This is a genomic window from Pantoea sp. A4 (assembly GCF_000295955.2).
Lineage (GTDB): Bacteria > Pseudomonadota > Gammaproteobacteria > Enterobacterales > Enterobacteriaceae > Pantoea > Pantoea multigeneris.
On sequence record NZ_ALXE01000024.1, the window covers coordinates 1 to 19,644 of the forward strand.

Consider the following 19,644-nt stretch of genomic DNA (forward strand, 5'->3'; position numbering starts at 1 on the left):
TCTCGTTTCCCGCTCCAAATAAGATTTATACCAGACCATTCAAAATCAATGGGTTAGTTTTCACTTTAGCGTGAACTAGAACATTCGATGATGCGGGAATAGCTCAGTTGGTAGAGCACGACCTTGCCAAGGTCGGGGTCGCGAGTTCGAGTCTCGTTTCCCGCTCCAAATTTTTTCTCCCTACTACTTATCCACAACAATACGCCTCGTTTTTCGGCTGTTTTTCAGACGTTGCAAAACTGTTTTAAACAGACTTATCCACAGCGCATACTTGTAAGCAAGATGTAAAGAAAAATCTTAAAAGATGATCGTTGTGACATAACTTATTGTTATTAAAAGAAATGATATTCTTTCATTTTGTTATTCAGTGCGCTTGCAGCGCAGGTAATAATTGAATGACAAGAGATTTTTATTTTTATTCACAGCATGTGGAAAACCCTTTTCCAAATCACGCATCGCGTGGCAATCCCTTCTCAATGGCTCTGACCAACCTTTTCTGCTGTGCGGGCTGAACCTCAATGGTCATTTCCTGACGCTTTTGCGACTGCTGCGCCAGTGCCCACTCAATATGCTCATCCAGCATCGGGTCTTCCCCTTGACGTTGTTGTAACACCGCCACGGCTTCAGCAGACCAGGGCGCATTACCTAATGCGACCGAGATATTCCGCAACCAGCGCAGGTGGCCGATACGGCGAATTGGCGATCCTTCCGTGACGCGCAGAAATTTCGCTTCGTTCCAGCTGAACAGATCAATCAACTGCGGCGTATGTAACGCGGCGCGCGGTGAAAAATCTTCTTCGTCGGTTAACTGACCATAGCGGTTCCATGGGCAGATAAGTTGGCAGTCATCACAACCATAAATACGGTTGCCCATTAGCGGCCGAAACTCTTCGGGAATCGCCCCTTCCAGTTCAATGGTCAGATAGGAGATGCACCGCCGCGCATCGACGACGTAAGGCTCGACAATGGCGTTAGTGGGGCAAATCGTCAGACAGGCAACGCAGCGGCCACACTGCTCAGGCTGTGCGTTGTCGATGGGCAGGGGGAGATCAATCAGCAACTCACCAAGGAAAAACCAGGAACCTGACTCTCGATTCAGGATCAAAGAGTGCTTGCCGGTCCATCCGAGGCCCGCTTTCACCGCCAGAGGGCGCTCCATCAGCGGCGCAGAATCGACAAACGGACGAAAGTTCAGTTCACCGCAGTGTTCCTGAATCATTTCACCAAGCTTTTTCAGGCGATTGCGTAATACTTTGTGATAGTCGCGGCCCAGCGCGTAACGGCTAACATAGCCCAGCTGAGGATTTTTCAGCGTGCTGGCAAAAGCGGCTTTGGCGGGGAGATAATTCATCCGCACGCTGATCACCCGTAAAGTGCCGGGCAATAATTCGTGTGGACGTGCGCGCATCATGCCATGACGCTCCATCCACGCCATTTCGCCATGATACTGCTTGTCCAGCCAGGCCTGCAGTTTCGGCTCTTCGGCGCTGAGATCAGTATCGGCAATGCCGACCTGCTGGAAGCCAAGTTCCAGCCCCCACTGCTTAATGAGGTCAGCGAGTTGATGAAGATCAAGAGGGTATGACATGAGGAACCGGCAGTCGAAAACAAACCCTGATAGTTTACCATATTCTGTCTGGCCTGCGCAGGCGCTTCGCCTACTGGAACAGCAGGGCGCAGATGCATTGGGCATCACCCTTGATGAGTTAATGCTGCGCGCCGGGCAGGCCGCCTATGAACATGCACGGGCCGCCTGGCCGGTGGCTCGACACTGGCTCATACTCTGTGGCCACGGTAACAATGGTGGCGATGGATATGTGGTGGCTCGTCTGGCTCAGGCTGCCGGTATTTGCGTCACTGTCATCGCCTGTGAGAGCAGTAAGCCACTCCCTGATGAAGCGCAGCGAGCACAAGAGGCCTGGCTGGACGCGGGGGGTGTGCTGCATTCAACCCAGAAAGCCTGGCCAGAACAGGTCGATCTGATTGTCGATGCGTTGTTGGGGACTGGGCTTAATCGTCCTGTCGCCGAACCTTATGCCCATCTTATCACTCTGGCAAACCTCCATCCTGCGGCGGTCTTCTCCCTGGATATGCCCTCCGGTTTGTCGGCAGATTATGGTACGGCATTTGGTGAGGCGATCTGCGCGGCGCAGACGTTGAGTTTTATTGTGCTGAAAGCAGGGCAACTCACGGCGAAGGCGCGTGATTATACCGGACAGCTTTTTTGTCACGATCTCGGCTTATCGGCCTTTCTTTCGGGGCAGAGTGCTCCCATTCGCCGTTACGATGCCAGTGTACTCAGCCATTGGTTACCGCCGCGTAAGCCCTCTTCCCATAAAGGGAGCCATGGGCGATTGCTGGTAGTGGGTGGCGACAACGGCACGGCAGGGGCTATCCGAATGACCGGGGAAGCGGCTTTGCGCGCCGGGGCTGGGTTGGTACGTATTCTCACCCATGCTGACAATGTTCAGCCGATCCTCACAGCCCGACCCGAGTTGATGGTGGATGTACTCAGCCAGAGCACGCTGGAATCCGCCCTGGAATGGGCCGAGGTGATAGTGACTGGACCCGGTTTAGGGCAGCGCGAATGGGGCCAGCAAGCACTGGAACAGGTAAAAAAATGTAATAAGCCAATGCTGTGGGATGCAGATGCACTTAACCTGCTGGCAATCAGTCCTGAGAAGCGTCAAAATCGTGTTATCACGCCTCACCCCGGTGAGGCTGCGCGTTTACTTGGCATCTCTACTCAGGAAGTGGAAAGCGATCGTTTCCAGGCGCTGCAAAAGTTGGTGCAACGTTATGGCGGCATCGTGGTACTGAAAGGTGCTGGCACCCTAATAGCCGATGAGAGCGGTGGGCAGGCGATTGCCGATGTGGGCAATGCTGGCATGGCTTCTGGCGGTATGGGCGATGTGTTGAGTGGCATTATTGCCGCTTTCATTGGTCAGCATCTCTCATTGTATGACGCTGCCTGTGCCGGATGTGTTGCACATGGCGCAGCGGCAGATGCGGTTGCAGCGCAGCGAGGAACGCGTGGTATGCTGGCGACGGATTTGTTCGAGACGCTGTGGCAGTTTGTTAATCCAGAGATGGTCCCATAAGAAAGTATGAAAAGCTGTATTATCCCGTTGCCCGATGAGGCTGCTACCCTGCAATTAGGTGCGCAACTGGCCCGCGTGAGCCAGGATGCGGTCGTGATTTATTTATATGGCGATCTTGGTGCAGGAAAAACCACTTTTAGCCGTGGCTTTTTACAAGCGCTGGGCCATCAGGGCAATGTTAAAAGCCCAACGTATACGCTCGTCGAACCCTATACCCTGGGCAATCGTACCCTGTACCACTTTGACCTGTATCGTCTGGCCGATCCAGAAGAGCTGGAGTTTATGGGCATTCGTGATTACTTCAGCGGTGATGCCATCTGTCTGGTTGAGTGGCCGCAGCAGGGCGAAGGCTTCTTGCCCGCCCCGGATCTGGTGCTGAACCTGCGCTATGTTGGTGACGCGCGTGAAGCCGAACTGGAAGCGCACAGCGCCTACGGAGAAACCCTGCTCAGCGCCTGCGCGCAAGGTGGGAAGCCTGCATGATGACAAGGATGAAGCTAGCGCTGATGGCGCTGTTGCTAATGGTCTCCAGCGTCGGTTGGGCTGCTAACCTCTCCGACATCAAAGTGGATAATAATCGGGACCAGGCCACGGTCACACTGACCTTCAGTGGCCAGCCGGTGTATGGCTTCTTCCCGCTACACAACCCGAACCGGGTTGTGTTGGATATCCGCCAGAGTGGTGTGATTAAAGGTCTGCCACTTAATTTCAGTGGGGACAACCTGCTGAAACGTATCCGTACCAGTACGCCACAAGATAAACAGAGTATTCGCCTGGTGCTGGAATTAACCCAGACGGCGAAGACCCGCGCGGTGACTCAACGAGAAGGTGGGACATACCGCGTGGTGTTCACTATCAAAGGGAACACACCAGTTACGGTATCTCGCAATACTGCGCCAGTGACGGTTGCCAAACAGGGGAATCCCTTCACTCAACCCGCTGCACCGGTCGTGACCAACACCAATACCACTGTTCGCCCAGGCGGTGCTGTGACGCGCAATGCCGTGGTCGTGGTGGCGATTGATGCCGGTCATGGTGGACAAGATCCTGGTGCGACGGGTCAGCACGGTTTGCACGAGAAAAATGTCACTATCGCCATTGCACGTAAGCTGAAGGCGATAATGAGTCGTGACCCGATGTTTAAGCCGGTCCTGACCCGTGACGGTGACTACTTTATCTCCGTAATGGGACGCTCCGAAGTCGCGCGTAAAGAGAATGCCAGCCTGCTGGTTTCGATTCATGCGGATGCCGCACCAAGCCACGCGGCTACCGGCGCTTCTGTTTGGGTGCTGTCCAATCGTCGTGCCAATAACGAAATGGCGAACTGGCTGGAGCAAAAAGAGAAGCAATCAGAATTGCTAGGTGGCGCGGGCGACCTGCTGGCGAACTCCCAGGCTGATCCCTACCTGAGCCAGGCGGTGCTGGACCTGCAATTCGGCCACTCACAGCGCGTTGGCTATGATGTGGCAGTAAAAGTCTTACAACAGCTACGCAGTTTTACACCGCTGCATAAGCGCTTACCTGAACATGCCAGCCTTGGTGTGTTGCGTTCGCCGGATATTCCCTCGCTGTTAGTGGAAACTGGCTTCATCAGTAATGCCTCGGAGGAGCGACTGCTCGGCAGTAGCGCTTATCAGGAGAAAATTGCACAGGCGATTTATCACGGCCTGCGTAATTATTTCCTGGCGCATCCGTTTCAGAACGTCCCAAAGCAGGAAAATCGGCCAATGAGCTCGCCGGAACCGGTGAGCGTGGCCAGTAATCCTGCCTCCGGCACCACGCAGTACACCGGGGCAGTGCAGCGTCATGTGGTCACACGTGGTGAAACCTTATCGGGAATTGCCGCGCGTTATGGCGTTAGTATGGCTACGTTACGCGATCTTAACCGCCTTAAGCGTGATGTGGTGTGGGTCGGACAGCGGCTGAAAGTGCCTGCCAGCGCGGCAGCAGCGCCAGTGAAAAGTGCTGCTCGCGTTGTACCGCAACGGCACAAGGTGGTACGCGGAGATTCCCTTACCGCTATCGCTGCGCACTATGGGGTAAGCGCCAAAGCGATTATGCAGGCGAATAATATGAAATCCACCAATGTAATGCTGGGTCAGAACCTGAAAATCCCAGCGTCCTGAACCCGTAAGCGCTAAGGATACTCAGTATGCCAATTCAGATATTACCGCCGCAGTTAGCCAACCAGATTGCCGCAGGCGAAGTGGTTGAACGTCCTGCATCGGTAGTGAAAGAACTGGTGGAGAACAGTCTGGATGCCGGGGCGACCCGCATAGATGTGGATATCGAAAAAGGCGGCGCGAAGCTGATTCGCATCCGCGATAACGGTTGTGGTATCAGCAAAGAGGAGCTGGCGCTGTCGCTGGCTCGTCACGCCACCAGCAAAATAGCGTCTCTTGACGATCTTGAAGCGATTGTCAGCCTCGGTTTTCGCGGGGAGGCGCTGGCGAGTATTAGCTCGGTCTCACGCCTTACGCTGACCTCACGGCCAGCAAGCCAAAACGAGGCCTGGCAGGCGTATGCAGAAGGGCGGGATATGGCGGTGACGGTGAAACCTGCCGCGCATCCCGTTGGCACCACGCTTGAAGTGCTCGACCTGTTTTATAACACACCGGCTCGGCGCAAATTTATGCGCACAGAAAAAACCGAATTTACCCATATCGATGAAGTGATTCGCCGTATTGCGCTGGCGCGGTTCGATGTGTCAATCTCACTGAGCCACAATGGAAAACTGGTGCGCCAGTATCGTGGCGTGGCGGATGATACACAACGCGAAAGACGATTAGGGGCCATTTGCGGCACGCCTTTTATCCAGCACGCTCTGCGCATTGGCTGGCAGCATGATGGTCTGGCACTGCGCGGCTGGGTGGCCGATCCCGCAGGGTCACGGCAGGTAACGGACTTACAGTACTGCTACGTTAATGGCCGCATGATGCGTGACAAACTCATTAATCATGCGATCCGTCAGGCCTACCAAACGCAGCTGCAAGATGAGCAGCAGCCCGCTTACGTGCTGTATCTGGAGATCGATCCCCATCAGGTCGATGTCAACGTGCATCCGGCCAAGCATGAAGTGCGTTTTCACCAATCGCGGCTGGTACATGATTTTATCTATCAAGGCGTGGTTACGGCATTACAGGCCTGCCAACCAGCAGGAAGCGAACCGACGTTACCGGAAAACCGTCAGGCGGCGGGCAGTAATCATTTTGCCCGTGAACCTCAGGCGCGTGAACAGACGCCAACCGCCCGTGAACCGGTGGCTGATTACCAAAGCCCCGCGCGGCAGTCACAGCGCAGTGAAAACAGCGGTGCTGGCAGCTTTAACCAGTGGCAGCAGCGCGAAGAGGGCTATAAGAAGCGTGAAGGGGCGGTATATCAACAGCTGCTTCATACCCCAGCGCGTACTGAATCGTTGAACCCTCCGGTAGAAACGGTCGAAAAGCCGCGTGCTGCGGTACAGGCTGAAGCGCCGCTGGCAGCTCACACTCAAAGTTTTGGTCGGGTATTAACGGTGGTTCAGCAACACTATGCTTTACTGGAACAGCAGGGTGCGCTGTTATTGCTGGCGCTGCCCATGGCGAACCGCTGGCTTAAACAGGCACAGTTGTCGCCAGGTGATGAGGGACTAAAGCCGCAGCCGTTGCTCATTCCAGTGCGCTTAAAAATTGCGGCTGAAGAAAAGCGGGCAGTGCAGGATAATGCCGCTTTGTTGACCCAAATGGGCGTGGATATTGTCACGGAAGGCGATCATGTGACGCTGCGAGCAGTACCTTTACCCTTACGAGCACAGAATTTACAAATCTTGATTCCAGAACTGCTAGGCTATCTCGCCCGCCACCCGGCCAGTGCAGCAACACAGTTGGCCCTCTGGTTGGCACAACGTGAAGAAGCTGAACCGGTTCACTGGAATCATTCACAGGCGATTGCGCTGTTAGCTGAACTGGAACGACTCTGTCCACAGCTCTTGAAAGCACCGCCTCCCGGATTATTACAGCCCATTGAGATTGAGAGCGCACTTAACGCGTTGAAGTATGAGTGAGATGAACCTGGCTGGCCGTCCCAAGGCCATTTTTTTGATGGGGCCAACTGCCTCCGGTAAAACAGCACTGGCAATATCGCTAAGAAAGCGATTACCGGTTGAACTTATTAGCGTGGACTCTGCCTTAATCTATCGTGGGATGGACATTGGTACGGCGAAGCCTTCCGAGGATGAGTTAGCACAAGCTCCCCATCGCTTGCTGGATATTCGCGACCCGGCGGAAAGTTACTCTGCCGCTGAATTTCGCCGCGATGCTTTGGCAGAAATGGCTGAAATCACCCGTAATGGAAAAATTCCGTTGTTGGTGGGTGGGACAATGCTTTACTTCAAGGCATTATTGGAAGGATTATCCCCGTTGCCAGCGGCCGATCCCGCCGTGCGACAACGGATAGAACAGATGGCAGGTGAACAAGGGTGGGAAGCTCTGCACCGCCAGTTATGTGAAATCGACCCGGTAGCCGGAAATCGTATTCATCCGAATGATCCCCAGAGACTTTCGCGAGCACTGGAAGTTTTTTTTATTTCGGGTAAAACTTTAACAGAACTGACAAAAACCTCTGGAGAAGCGTTACCCTACGACGTGTACCAGTTTGCGATTGCGCCTTCGAGCCGGGAACTGATACACCAACGCATCGCGTTACGTTTTGAACAGATGTTGCAGTCGGGATTTGAAGCGGAGGCTCGGGCTCTGTTCGCACGAGGTGATTTGCATACGGACATGCCTTCCATTCGTTGTGTCGGCTACCGTCAGATGTGGTCTTATCTTTCTGGCGAAATTGATTACAACGAGATGGTTTATCGGGGAATTTGCGCAACCCGGCAGCTTGCTAAGCGTCAAATCACCTGGTTACGCGGCTGGTCAGATGTACATTGGCTAGATAGCGACAAGCCTGATTCAGCGCAAGAAACCCTGTTACAGGTTCTTGGTGCGAAACAGGGGTGATGTGTACAATTGACGGGTTTTCGTGCGCAAATTTTACGTCGCTTTTTTTCAGAACCAACGGTTCTAATAGTAATAAACAATCATATAAGGAAAAGATAGAATGGCTAAGGGGCAATCACTACAAGACCCGTTTTTAAACGCTCTGCGTCGCGAACGTGTTCCGGTTTCGATTTATCTGGTCAACGGTATCAAACTGCAAGGCCAGATCGAATCTTTCGATCAATTCGTGATCCTGCTGAAAAACACAGTCAGCCAGATGGTGTATAAACACGCTATCTCTACTGTTGTTCCGTCTCGCCCGGTTTCTCACCATAGCAACAATACCGGCGGCAGCGGCAGTAATTACCACCATAGCGGTAGCAACCCATCCGCTCAGTCTCAGCCACAGCAAGACGGCGATAGCGCCGAGTAATTTCGCGCTTAGTCGTGTCACCAGGATGGGGAGCCAGTGCTCTCCGTTCTGGTCTTTTATTTTAAGCGAGGTTAAAGCTTGTTTGACCGTTATGAAGCCGGTGAGCAGGCCGTATTGGTACACATCTGGTTTTCCCAGGACAAAGAGCTGGAAGATTTACAGGAGTTTGAAACTCTGGTCTCTTCCGCTGGCGTAGAAGCGCTACAGGTTATTACCGGAAGCCGTAAAGCGCCACACCCCAAATATTTTGTCGGTGAAGGAAAAGCCGTTGAAATTGCCGATGCGGTAAAATCGAGTGGAGCATCGGTCGTTTTATTCGATCATGCCTTATCTCCTGCCCAGGAACGAAATCTTGAGCGTCTGTGCGAATGTCGAGTCGTCGACCGTACGGGCTTGATTCTGGATATTTTTGCCCAGCGCGCCCGCACCCATGAGGGTAAATTGCAGGTCGAGCTGGCACAGTTACGCCATCTTGCTACACGTCTTGTACGTGGTTGGACACACCTTGAACGTCAAAAAGGCGGGATCGGTTTGCGTGGTCCAGGTGAAACCCAGTTAGAGACTGACCGTCGCTTACTCCGCAACCGTATTAGCCTGATTATGAGCCGTCTTGAGCGCGTTGAAAAACAACGTGAACAGGGGCGTCAGGCGCGTGCAAAAGCGGATATTCCTACTGTCTCGCTGGTTGGCTACACCAACGCCGGTAAGTCTACGCTGTTTAATGCGGTGACGTCGGCCAATGTGTATGCCGCAGATCAGCTATTCGCAACCCTGGATCCCACCCTGCGTCGCCTGAATGTGGCGGATGTTGGCGAGGTGGTATTAGCGGACACAGTAGGCTTTATTCGCCATCTTCCCCACGATTTAGTCGCTGCATTCAAAGCCACTTTGCAGGAAACGCGTGAAGCCACGCTATTACTGCACGTTATTGATGCCGCAGATCTCAGGCTGACTGAGAATATTGAAGCGGTAGAAACGGTGCTGGAAGAGATTGAAGCGGATGAGATCCCCACGCTACACGTCATGAACAAAATCGATATGCTGGATGACTTCGTCCCGCGCATCGATCGTGATGAAGAGAACAAACCGGTACGGGTCTGGCTTTCTGCTCAGACCGGTGTTGGCCTTCCGCAGCTCAGGCAAGCACTGTCAGAGCGGCTGGCTGGAGAGATAGCCCAGTACGATCTGCGTTTGCCGCCAGAAGCCGGGCGACTGCGTAGCCGATTTTACCAACTGCATGCCATAGAAAAAGAGTGGAATGACGAAGATGGTTCGATTGGGCTGCACGTACGAATGCCAATAGTGGACTGGCGCCGTCTGTGTAAGCAAGAACCATCCCTGACAACTTACATTGTTTGACAAGTTGCCTAAACGCGCTTACTCAAAAGAAGATAAGCTGTAACAAGGCGTAACGTCATTTGTCTCGCAGCAACAATGCGTAAAAGAGCCACCCGACGGTAAAATCGGGTAGCAACTGCTGCTAGCCAATACAATGAACATAAATAATGGAGTGGAAACATGGCGTGGAATCAGCCCGGCAACAACGGACAAGACCGCGACCCGTGGGGAAGCAGCAATAATCAAGGCGGCAACTCTGGGGGAAATAAGGGAGGTCGCGATCAGGGGCCTCCTGATTTAGACGATATCTTCCGCAAGCTGAGTAAAAAACTCGGTGGATTTGGCGGAGGCAAGTCAGGTGATAACGGCACGCGTGGCGCAGGAAATGGCGGCAAGCTTGTCGGCATCGCTGCGGCTGCGGTCGTTGTCATCTGGGCTGCCAGTGGTTTCTATACCATCAAAGAAGCAGAACGTGGTGTCGTAACACGCTTCGGTAAGTTCAGTCATCTGGTTGAGCCAGGTCTGAACTGGAAGCCGACCTTTATCGATCAGGTACAGGCGGTGAACGTCGAAGCGGTACGAGAGCTGGCTGCATCCGGTACCATGCTGACTTCTGATGAGAACGTGGTACGCGTAGAGATGAACGTACAGTATCGCGTGACCGATCCAGCCCGCTACCTGTTTGCGGTTAACAGTCCGGATGACAGCCTGCGTCAGGCAACGGACAGCGCCCTGCGTGGCGTGATTGGCCGCTCCACGATGGACCGCATCCTGACGGAAGGTCGTACCGTCGTGCGTAGCGAAACCCAGCGTGAAATCGAAGAGACCATTCGTCCATACAATATGGGCATTTCGGTACTGGACGTTAACTTCCAGGCGGCTCGCCCACCGGAAGAGGTGAAAGCCGCGTTTGATGATGCGATTGCCGCGCGTGAAAACCGTGAGCAGTATGTGCGTGAAGCAGAAGCTTACGCCAACGAAGTGCAGCCGCGAGCCAACGGTCAGGCGCAGCGTATCCTGGAAGAAGGGCGTGCTTATAAAGAACGTACCGTCCTGGAAGCGCAGGGTGAAGTGGCGCGTTTTGCCAAAATTCTCCCTGAATACAAAGCTGCCCCGCAGATCACCAAAGAACGTCTGTATATCGAAACCATGGAACGTGTGCTGAGCCACACGCGTAAAGTGCTGATCAACGATCGCAGCAACAGCCTGATGGTTCTGCCATTGGATCAACTGCTGCAGGGTGGCCAGGCAACCGGGCAAAAAGGACAAACGTCCGCCAACCTGATGAAACTGCCGCCGCTGTCAGAAAACAATGCCAGCCGGAGCACTTCATCTTACAGCCCGGAGAGTATCCTGGACCAACGTCGTGCCAACGCTCTGCGTAACGACACTCAGCGCGAAGGGAGAGAATAAGCGATGCGTAAGCCAATAATCGGAGTTGTGATTGTCGCGCTGGTGGTGCTGTACGCGTCACTGTTTGTGGTACAAGAAGGCCAGCGTGGGATTGTATTACGCTTTGGCAAAGTAGTGCGTGATGATGAAAATAAGCCACTGGTTTATGCGCCAGGTCTGCATTTTAAAGTGCCATTCCTTGAGAGCGTGAAAACGCTAGATGCACGCGTGCAGACCATGGATAACCAGGCCGATCGTTTCGTCACCAAAGAGAAGAAAGACCTGATCGTTGATTCGTACATCAAATGGCGCATCAGTGACTTCAGCCGTTACTACCTCGCCACCGGCGGCGGTGATGTTTCTCAGGCAGAAGTGCTGTTGAAACGTAAGTTCAGTGACCGTCTGCGTTCTGAAATGGGTCGTCTCGATGTTAAAGATATCGTGACTGACTCACGCGGCCGCCTGACAACCGACGTGCGTGATGCGCTTAACACCGGTACTTCAGGTGAAGATGAAGTGCAGACGCCAGCGGCGGATGATGCAATTGCCGATGCTGCTGCACGCGTAGAGCGTGAAACCAACAGCAAAGAGCCTGCGCCAAATCCGAACAGTATGGCCGCACTGGGTATTCAGGTCGTTGACGTACGCATTAAGCAGATCAACCTGCCTACGGAAGTGTCTGACGCCATCTTCAACCGTATGCGTGCAGAGCGTGAAGCGGTAGCGCGTAGTCAGCGTTCACAGGGCCAGGAAGAAGCAGAAAAACTGCGTGCTCAGGCTGACTACCAGGTCACTAAAACCCTGGCAGAAGCGCAGCGTGAGGCTCTGATTACCCGTGGTGATGGCGATGCAGAAGCAGCAAAATTGTATGCAGATGCGTTCAGCCAGGACCCTGATTTCTATGCCTTTGTTCGCAGCCTGCGCGCGTATGAGCAGAGCTTCCAGAATAATCAGGACGTCATGGTGCTCAGCCCGGATAGCGACTTCTTCCGATATATGAAGGCGCCCTCTAACACGACGCGATAATTACTGATATAACCTTCAGGCCGACAATCTTGTCGGCCTTTTTTTTGAGGCAAGGACATGACAACAACCGTATGGACAGCGCTGGCTTTGGTTCTGGTGTTGGAAGGATTGGGACCGATGCTGTTACCGCGCATCTGGCGGCGTATGATTATGACTATGGCGCAAACCCCGGATCGCCTGTTGCACCGTTTTGGCGGTGGATTAGTGGTGGCGGGAGTGGTTATTTTCGTCATGGTCAGTCTGCACCGTGGCTAAATTCGCAGCGGTGGGCCGTTTGGTTGTGCTTCCAGACGTCTTCAACCCCCAGGATGTTGTGATGATCAAAACCCAGGCAAAAAACTGCGCAATCGTATGCTAAAAGTGCTGAAAGCAAAAAAAACCGGTGGTAGAATCCTTTTTTAAGCAATCGGTGATTTTGAAAAAATGGGTAAGAACGTCGTTGTACTAGGCACCCAATGGGGTGACGAAGGCAAAGGTAAAATCGTAGACCTTTTGACCGAACGTGCTAACTATGTAGTGCGTTACCAGGGTGGCCACAATGCAGGCCACACACTTGTCATCAACGGTGAAAAAACCGTCCTCCACTTAATCCCTTCAGGCATCCTGCGTGATAACGTTACCAGCATCATCGGTAATGGCGTTGTACTGTCTCCTGAAGCGCTGATGAAAGAGATGAAAGGCCTGGAAGAGCGCGGTGTGCCAGTACGTGAACGTCTGCTGCTGTCAGAAGCTTGCCCATTGATTCTGCAATACCATGTTGCAATGGATGTTGCGCGCGAAAAAGCACGCGGCGCGAAAGCCATCGGTACTACCGGCCGTGGTATCGGGCCTGCTTACGAAGATAAAGTGGCGCGTCGTGCCCTGCGCGTAAGCGATCTGTTCAACAAAGAAACCTTCGCCGTTAAGCTGAAAGAAATTGTTGAGTACTACAACTTCCAGCTGGTGAACTACTACAAAACCGACGCGGTTGATTACGAGAAAGTCCTGGCAGATACGCTGGCCGTTGCAGACATCCTGACCGGCATGGTTGTTGATGTTTCTGAACTGCTGGATGGCGCGCGTAAGCGTGGCGACCTGATCATGTTCGAAGGCGCACAGGGTACGCTGCTGGATATCGACCACGGTACTTATCCGTATGTGACCTCTTCAAACACCACCGCTGGCGGCGTAGCTACCGGTTCTGGCATCGGCCCACGTCACGTAGATTACGTGCTGGGTATCGTTAAAGCCTACTCTACCCGTGTGGGTGCAGGTCCATTCCCGACTGAATTGTTCGATGAAACCGGTGAATTCCTGTGTGCACAGGGTCACGAGTTTGGCGCGACCACCGGTCGTCGTCGTCGTACTGGCTGGCTGGATGCGGTTGCCGTGCGTCGTGCGGTGCAGATCAACTCACTGTCTGGTTTCTGCATGACCAAACTGGACGTGCTGGATGGTCTGAAAGAAGTAAAAATCTGTGTTGCTTACCGTATGCCAGATGGCCGCGAAGTGACTACAACCCCGCTGGCTGCTGAGAACTGGGAAGGGATCGAACCGATCTACGAAACCATGCCAGGCTGGAGCGAGAAGACCTTTGGTGTGAAATCTGTCGATGGCCTGCCACAAGCCGCGCTGGATTACATCAAACGTGTAGAAGAAGTGACCGGTGTTCCGGTTGACATCATCTCTACCGGTCCAGACCGCAGCGAGACCATGATTCTGCGCGATCCGTTCGACGCATAATCATCAGAGGCCGGCTTTGTCCGGCCTTTCTCTTTTCTTCTCAGCCCGTCGGTGCTGAAAAAATCGCACTTATCCCGCCACTCTGGTTTATCATCCATAATTAAAAACAGATCCCTGATAAAAATTCACCCGCAAAAGAAGTGCTCTGTACTGGTTCATGAGCCGCTGAGGTTAATGTGCAGCTAACAAGTTTTACAGATTATGGTCTGCGTGCCCTGATCTACATGGCCACACTGCCGGAAGGCAAGCTGACCAGCATAACCGAAGTGACCGATATCTATGGCGTCTCGCGTAACCATATGGTGAAAATCATCAATCAACTGAGTCGTGCAGGCTTTGTCTCCTCCGTCCGGGGTAAAAATGGCGGTATTCGCCTCGGTATGGCAGCAAAAGATATCGTCGTGGGTGAGGTGGTGCGTAAAATGGAGCCGCTCGAACTGGTGGATTGCGGCAGCTGTGCCATCTCTCCTGCTTGTCGGTTGAAATCTGCTTTAAACAATGCCACGCGACAATTCTTGCTAGCGTTAGATGACTACACGCTGGCAGACATCGTTAACGATAATTATCAATTACATCAGATTTTGTTGTCAGACCCGCCGGTGGCAATTAATCACAAATGACATCGGAGGAACCGATATGTCAAAAGATCCTTTCCAGGATAGAGAAGCTGAAAAATACGACAATCCAATTCCCAGCCGCGAATTCATTCTGGCCCTGTTGGAAAAACGTGAAAAACCCGCCAATCGCGACGATATCGCGCAGGCGCTAAATTTACAGGACGAAGATCAGCTGGAAGCGCTGCGTCGTCGTCTGCGTGCAATGGAACGTGACGGCCAGTTGGTCTTCACTCGCCGTCAGTGTTATGCCCTGCCAGAACGTCTTGATCTGCTGCGCGGTAATGTTATTGGCCATCGTGATGGTTATGGTTTCCTGCGCGCCGAGGGGCAAAAAGATGACTACTACCTCTCCGCTGAGCAGATGAAGTTTTGTATGCACGGTGATGTGATCCTGGCGCAGCCGCAGGGTGCAGATCGCCGTGGTCGCCGCGAAGCTCGCGTAGTGCGCGTGCTTGAACCACGTAACAGCCAAATTGTCGGCCGCTTCTTCACCGATGCTGGCACAGCTTTTGTCGTGCCTGATGATAGCCGTTTGAGCTTTGACGTGTTGATCCCCGCTGAAGATACGCAGGGCGCGCGAATGGGCGCAGTAGTCGTGGTGGAACTGGTGCAGCGTCCAACGCGTCGCACTAAAGCGATCGGTAAAATTCTTGAAGTGCTGGGTGAAAACATGGACACCGGTCTAGCGGTGGATATGGCATTGCGCACCCATGAAATTCCCCATAGCTGGCCTCCTGAAGTGGAGAAACAGGTGGCGAAGTTCAGTGAAATCGTCCCGGAATCTGCGAAAAAAGGCCGTGTCGATCTGCGTGAGCTGCCGTTGGTCACCATCGATGGTGAAGATGCACGAGATTTCGATGATGCCGTCTACTGCGAGAAAAAACGCGGTGGTGGCTGGCGCTTGTGGGTAGCGATTGCCGATGTCAGCTACTACGTCCGTCCGGGCCAGCCGCTGGATCACGAAGCCCAACTGCGCGGGACGTCGGTTTACTTCCCGTCTCAGGTGGTGCCGATGCTGCCAGAAGTGCTGTCTAACGGCTTGTGTTCGCTTAACCCGCAGGTCGATCGCCTGTGTATGGTGTGCGAAATGACCGTGTCTGCCAGCGGCAAACTCACGGGCTACAAGCACTACGAAGCGGTGATGAATTCCCATGCTCGCCTGACTTACAACAAAGTATGGAATATCTTGCAGGGCAATGAAGAGCTGCGTGAGCAGTACGCGCCACTGGTCAAGCATCTGCAAGAGCTGCATAACATGTATCAGGCGCTGGAAGCTGCCCGCGTTGAGCGTGGTGGTATCTCGTTTGAAACCGAAGAAGCGAAATTTATCTTCAACGCACAGCGTCGTATTGAACGTGTAGAACGTACCACGCGCAATGATGCACACAAACTGATTGAAGAGTGCATGATCCTCGCCAACATCGCTTCGGCGCGCTTTGTCGAGAAGAATAATGAGCCAGCGCTGTTCCGCGATCACGACCGTCCAGGCGATGACAGCATCACCAGCTTCCGTACCGTGCTGAATGAGCTGGGTCTGAGCTTGCCGGGTGGCAATAAGCCGCAGCCGATCGATTACGCTGAACTACTGAAACAAATCGCCGATCGTCCAGATGCAGAAATGCTGCAAACCATGCTGCTGCGCTCCATGAAGCAGGCGGTGTATGATCCGGAAAACCGTGGCCACTTCGGCCTGGCTCTGGCCTCTTATGCGCACTTCACTTCACCGATCCGTCGTTATCCGGATCTGCTGCTGCACCGTGCGATCAAGTACCTGATCGCTAAAGATCAGGGCGATCTGCAAGGTATCACCACGGAAACCGGCGGCTATCACTACGAGATGCAGCAGATGCTGGAGCTGGGACAACACTGTTCCATGACCGAGCGTCGCGCAGATGAAGCCACGCGTGATGTCGCCGACTGGCTGAAATGCGACTTTATGCAGGATCAGGTGGGTAACGTCTTTACGGGTGTTATCGCCAGCGTTGCCGGTTTTGGTTTCTTCGTGCGTCTCAACGATCTGTTCATTGATGGTTTGGTTCACGTCTCGTCGCTGGATAACGACTACTATCGTTTTGATCAGGTGGGTCAGCGTTTGATCGGCGAATCTGGCGGTCAGACTTACCGTCTGGGTGATACGGTAGAAGTGCGGGTTGAAGCGGTGCATATGGATGAACGCAAAATTGATTTTGCGCTCATCTCCAGCAAACGCCAGCCGCGCGGTGCGGGTAAAACCGCCCGTGAGAAGGAAAAACGCAGTGAATCCGCCCCGGCCAAACGCCGCCGTGATGCGGGACGCAAAGGCAATTTTGAGCCTGATAGCGCCTTCCGCGATGCCAAGCCAAAAGCCACCAAAGCGAAGAAAGAGAAAAAAAGTAAAACCCCGTCGGCAAAAACCCGTAAAATCGCCGCCGCCACTAAGGCAAAGCGCGCGGCGAAGAAAAAAACCGACAGCGCCTGATGCCCGTTCAGGTGCTTCCACCGGAAGCACCTGAAGTCACCTGAAACCTTGCCAGACCGTCGAGTAGAGTAATGAGCGAAATAATTTTTGGTATCCATGCCGTCCAGGCCCTGCTGGACAGCGCACCACAGCGTTTCCAGGAAGTTTATATCCTGAAAGGGCGTGACGATCGTCGTCTGCAACCGCTGGTAGCGGCACTGGAAGCTCAGGGGATTATCATTCAGGTGGCGCACCGCCAGTGGCTGGATGAGCAAGTTGAAGGCGGTGTTCATCAGGGCATCGTGGCACGGGTAAAACCGGGCCGTCAGTACCAGGAAGGCGATCTGCCTGACCTGTTACAGAGCCTGGAAAAGCCGTTTTTGCTGGTGCTGGATGGCGTTACCGATCCGCACAACCTTGGCGCTTGTCTGCGTAGTGCAGATGCCGCAGGCGTGCATGCGGTTATTGTGCCAAAAGACCGTTCTGCTTCACTGAATGCGACCGCCAAAAAAGTCGCCAGTGGCGCAGCGGAAAACATTCCGTTGATCCGCGTAACCAACCTGGCTCGCACCCTGCGCCTGTTGCAAGAGTACAACATCTGGGTGGTGGGTACGGCAGGCGAAGCCGATCACACGCTGTATCAGAGCAAAATGACCGGTCCGATGGCGCTGGTGATGGGCGCTGAAGGCGAAGGTATGCGCCGCCTGACGCGCGAACACTGTGATGAACTGATCAGCATTCCAATGGCCGGTAGCGTCTCTTCACTGAACGTTTCGGTTGCCACTGGCGTCTGCCTGTTCGAAGCGGTACGCCAGCGCGGGCTGTGAGCCCCCGCATAAATCTGCGTATTTTTACCAGGCATAACCACCAGCGCGTTTCATACTTAAAGAAATGTGCCGTAAGGAGTGGTTATGACCTGGACAACACATCCTGTTTTTAATCAGCCGCATCCGCTGAGTAACAGCAATCTTTTCCTCTCTGACCTGCCGTTGCGCGAAGCCCTGTTACGTGAAGGTGCCCAATGGGATACCGACTGGCTCGCCTCTGTCGGCCTGCAATTAGGTAGCGCTGAATCCCTCGAACTGGGACGTATCGCCAATACCAGCCCACCTGAACTGCTCCGTTATGACGGACGGGGTGAGCGTATCGACGAAGTCCGGTTTCATCCTGCATGGCATTTGCTGATGCAAGGGGTTTGCGCCAGCCGTTTGCACAATCTCAGCTGGCAACCCGATGTCCTGGCCAATGCAACGGTCGCACGCGCTGCGCGCTTCATTTTGCATGCCCAGGTTGAGGCGGGCACTTTATGCCCGGTTACCATGACCCATGCGGCCATTCCCTTGTTACAACAGGCTTTACCCTCTGCGTTTGCCGATTGGCGACCAGGTCTGCTCAGCGACCGCTATGACACGCATGCTCAGCCAGGTGCGGAGAAACGTGGCTTATTGATCGGCATGGGCATGACGGAAAAACAGGGGGGCAGTGACGTCATGACCAATACCACCCGTGCCGAGCCTCTGGAGCGGCGGGGGCCGGGGGAAGCCTATCGCCTCACCGGGCATAAGTGGTTTTTCTCCGTGCCACAGAGCGATGCGCATCTGGTGCTGGCGCAGGCCGCCGGGGGATTAAGCTGCTTTTTCATGCCACGTCTGCTGCCGGATGGTAGCCGTAATGCAATACGCATTGAGCGCCTGAAAGACAAGCTAGGCAACCGTGCCAATGCCAGTGCCGAAGTGGAGTTTCTTGATGCCAGCGGCTGGTTGCTGGGGGAAGAAGGCGAAGGGGTTCGGCTGATCCTGAAAATGGGCGGGATGACGCGCTTTGACTGCGCGTTAGGTAGCCATGGCCTGATGCGCCGCGCCTTTTCTGTTGCGCTGTATCATGCCCATCAGCGGCATTCGATGGGCAAGTGCTTAGTGGAACAGCCGTTGATGCGCCAGGTGCTGGCGAGCCAGGCGCTCCAGCTTGAGGGGCAAACCGCTTTCCTGCTCCGCCTTGCCAGAGCCTGGTCCCAGCCAGCCAACGAGCATGAACGACTCTATGCCCGGTTATTTACGCCAGTGGCAAAATATGGCATTTGCAAAGCGGGCATCCCGTTTGTTGCGGAGGCGATGGAAGTCCTGGGGGGAATCGGTTACTGCGAAGAGAGCGAACTCCCGCGCCTGTACCGTGAAATGCCGGTGAACAGCATCTGGGAAGGATCGGGCAATATTATGTGCCTTGATGTGTTGCGAGCGCTACAACGTCAACCGGGCATGGAAGCCATGTTGCAGCAAGAGTTTGATGCGGTAAAAGGCAGCAACCGCCTGTTTGACGCCTGCTGGCGCAAATTACGATCGCTGCATAGCCATCTACAGGAAGCACAAGGCCGCGAAGTGGCGCAAACCCTGCTGCTACTGGGCATCGGTGCACAACTGTTGCAATGTGCTGAGCCTCCTTTGGCCGATGCCTGGTGTCAGCAATGGTTGGGTACACGCCAAAATGCAGGGCTGGATGAGCTTTTAAGCCAGCGTTTATTGCTCCGCGCTATCGGCGGGTAGGAGAATCTGACGGTCCAGACAGAAAGCGGGAAGTGCTGACTGAACACTCTCCGGTGGATGAGCACCCAGTCTCC

Annotated in this window: 16 protein-coding genes and 1 tRNA gene; 16 read left to right on the forward strand and 1 reads right to left on the reverse strand. The window is 54.0% G+C overall.

Features of this window, described 5'->3' with window-relative positions:
- Positions 1 to 92 precede the first annotated feature (92 nt).
- Positions 93 to 168: transfer RNA gene (locus B880_RS0110695), tRNA-Gly, on the forward strand.
- Between the two features lie 280 nt (positions 169 to 448).
- Here the strand turns inward: B880_RS0110695 and queG are convergent.
- Positions 449 to 1,588, reverse strand: coding sequence for a tRNA epoxyqueuosine(34) reductase QueG (queG, locus tag B880_RS0110705; protein ID WP_017347405.1), 1,140 nt, complete (start codon positions 1,586 to 1,588; stop codon positions 449 to 451).
- Here queG and nnr point away from each other — a divergent pair.
- The 15 genes from nnr to B880_RS0110780 all read left to right on the forward strand — a co-directional run bounded on the left by nnr (position 1,587) and on the right by B880_RS0110780 (position 19,570).
- Positions 1,587 to 3,101, forward strand: coding sequence for a bifunctional ADP-dependent NAD(P)H-hydrate dehydratase/NAD(P)H-hydrate epimerase (gene nnr / locus B880_RS0110710; protein ID WP_017347406.1), 1,515 nt, complete (start codon positions 1,587 to 1,589; stop codon positions 3,099 to 3,101). The two genes, queG and nnr, sit on opposite strands and share 2 nt — an antisense overlap.
- Before the next feature lie 6 nt (positions 3,102 to 3,107).
- A complete protein-coding gene (tsaE, locus tag B880_RS0110715; RefSeq protein ID WP_017347407.1) occupies positions 3,108 to 3,584 on the forward strand; it encodes a tRNA (adenosine(37)-N6)-threonylcarbamoyltransferase complex ATPase subunit type 1 TsaE in 477 nt (158 codons plus the stop codon).
- On the forward strand, positions 3,581 to 5,227 hold the full coding sequence (gene amiB / locus B880_RS0110720; protein ID WP_026042564.1) for an N-acetylmuramoyl-L-alanine amidase AmiB: 1,647 nt from the start codon (positions 3,581 to 3,583) through the stop codon (positions 5,225 to 5,227). The genes tsaE and amiB overlap by 4 nt, the downstream gene beginning before the upstream one ends.
- Before the next feature lie 26 nt (positions 5,228 to 5,253).
- Positions 5,254 to 7,143, forward strand: a complete 1,890-nt coding sequence (mutL, locus tag B880_RS0110725; RefSeq protein ID WP_017347409.1) for a DNA mismatch repair endonuclease MutL — start codon at positions 5,254 to 5,256, stop codon at positions 7,141 to 7,143.
- The gene (gene miaA, locus B880_RS0110730; protein WP_017347410.1) at positions 7,136 to 8,086 is read left to right on the forward strand and encodes a tRNA (adenosine(37)-N6)-dimethylallyltransferase MiaA; all 951 of its coding nucleotides are present in this window, start codon (positions 7,136 to 7,138) and stop codon (positions 8,084 to 8,086) included. The genes mutL and miaA overlap by 8 nt, the downstream gene beginning before the upstream one ends.
- 100 nt (positions 8,087 to 8,186) lie before the next feature.
- A complete protein-coding gene (hfq, locus tag B880_RS0110735; RefSeq protein WP_017347411.1) occupies positions 8,187 to 8,498 on the forward strand; it encodes an RNA chaperone Hfq in 312 nt (103 codons plus the stop codon).
- Between the two features lie 78 nt (positions 8,499 to 8,576).
- Positions 8,577 to 9,857, forward strand: a complete 1,281-nt coding sequence (hflX, locus tag B880_RS0110740; protein ID WP_017347412.1) for a ribosome rescue GTPase HflX — start codon at positions 8,577 to 8,579, stop codon at positions 9,855 to 9,857.
- Positions 9,858 to 10,016: 159 nt separating this feature from the next.
- Positions 10,017 to 11,249, forward strand: a complete 1,233-nt coding sequence (gene hflK, locus B880_RS0110745; RefSeq protein ID WP_017347413.1) for an FtsH protease activity modulator HflK — start codon at positions 10,017 to 10,019, stop codon at positions 11,247 to 11,249.
- 3 nt (positions 11,250 to 11,252) lie between these two features.
- Positions 11,253 to 12,254 carry a protease modulator HflC gene (gene hflC, locus B880_RS0110750; protein ID WP_017347414.1) on the forward strand — a complete coding sequence of 334 codons (1,002 nt, stop codon included), beginning with the start codon at positions 11,253 to 11,255 and terminating at the stop codon, positions 12,252 to 12,254.
- A 57-nt stretch (positions 12,255 to 12,311) separates the two neighbouring features.
- On the forward strand, positions 12,312 to 12,509 hold the full coding sequence (locus B880_RS0110755) for a DUF2065 domain-containing protein (protein ID WP_017347415.1): 198 nt from the start codon (positions 12,312 to 12,314) through the stop codon (positions 12,507 to 12,509).
- 168 nt (positions 12,510 to 12,677) lie between these two features.
- Positions 12,678 to 13,976, forward strand: coding sequence for an adenylosuccinate synthase (locus B880_RS0110760; protein WP_017347416.1), 1,299 nt, complete (start codon positions 12,678 to 12,680; stop codon positions 13,974 to 13,976).
- Positions 13,977 to 14,152: 176 nt separating this feature from the next.
- Positions 14,153 to 14,596, forward strand: a complete 444-nt coding sequence (gene nsrR / locus B880_RS0110765) for a nitric oxide-sensing transcriptional repressor NsrR (RefSeq protein ID WP_017347417.1) — start codon at positions 14,153 to 14,155, stop codon at positions 14,594 to 14,596.
- Positions 14,597 to 14,612: 16 nt separating this feature from the next.
- Positions 14,613 to 17,051 (forward strand): ribonuclease R, encoded by a 2,439-nt coding sequence (gene rnr, locus B880_RS0110770; protein WP_017347418.1) that lies wholly within the window; start codon positions 14,613 to 14,615, stop codon positions 17,049 to 17,051.
- 71 nt (positions 17,052 to 17,122) lie between these two features.
- Positions 17,123 to 17,857, forward strand: coding sequence for a 23S rRNA (guanosine(2251)-2'-O)-methyltransferase RlmB (gene rlmB / locus B880_RS0110775; protein WP_017347419.1), 735 nt, complete (start codon positions 17,123 to 17,125; stop codon positions 17,855 to 17,857).
- A gap of 84 nt (positions 17,858 to 17,941) precedes the next feature.
- Positions 17,942 to 19,570 (forward strand): isovaleryl-CoA dehydrogenase, encoded by a 1,629-nt coding sequence (locus B880_RS0110780; protein ID WP_017347420.1) that lies wholly within the window; start codon positions 17,942 to 17,944, stop codon positions 19,568 to 19,570.
- Positions 19,571 to 19,644 lie beyond the last annotated feature (74 nt).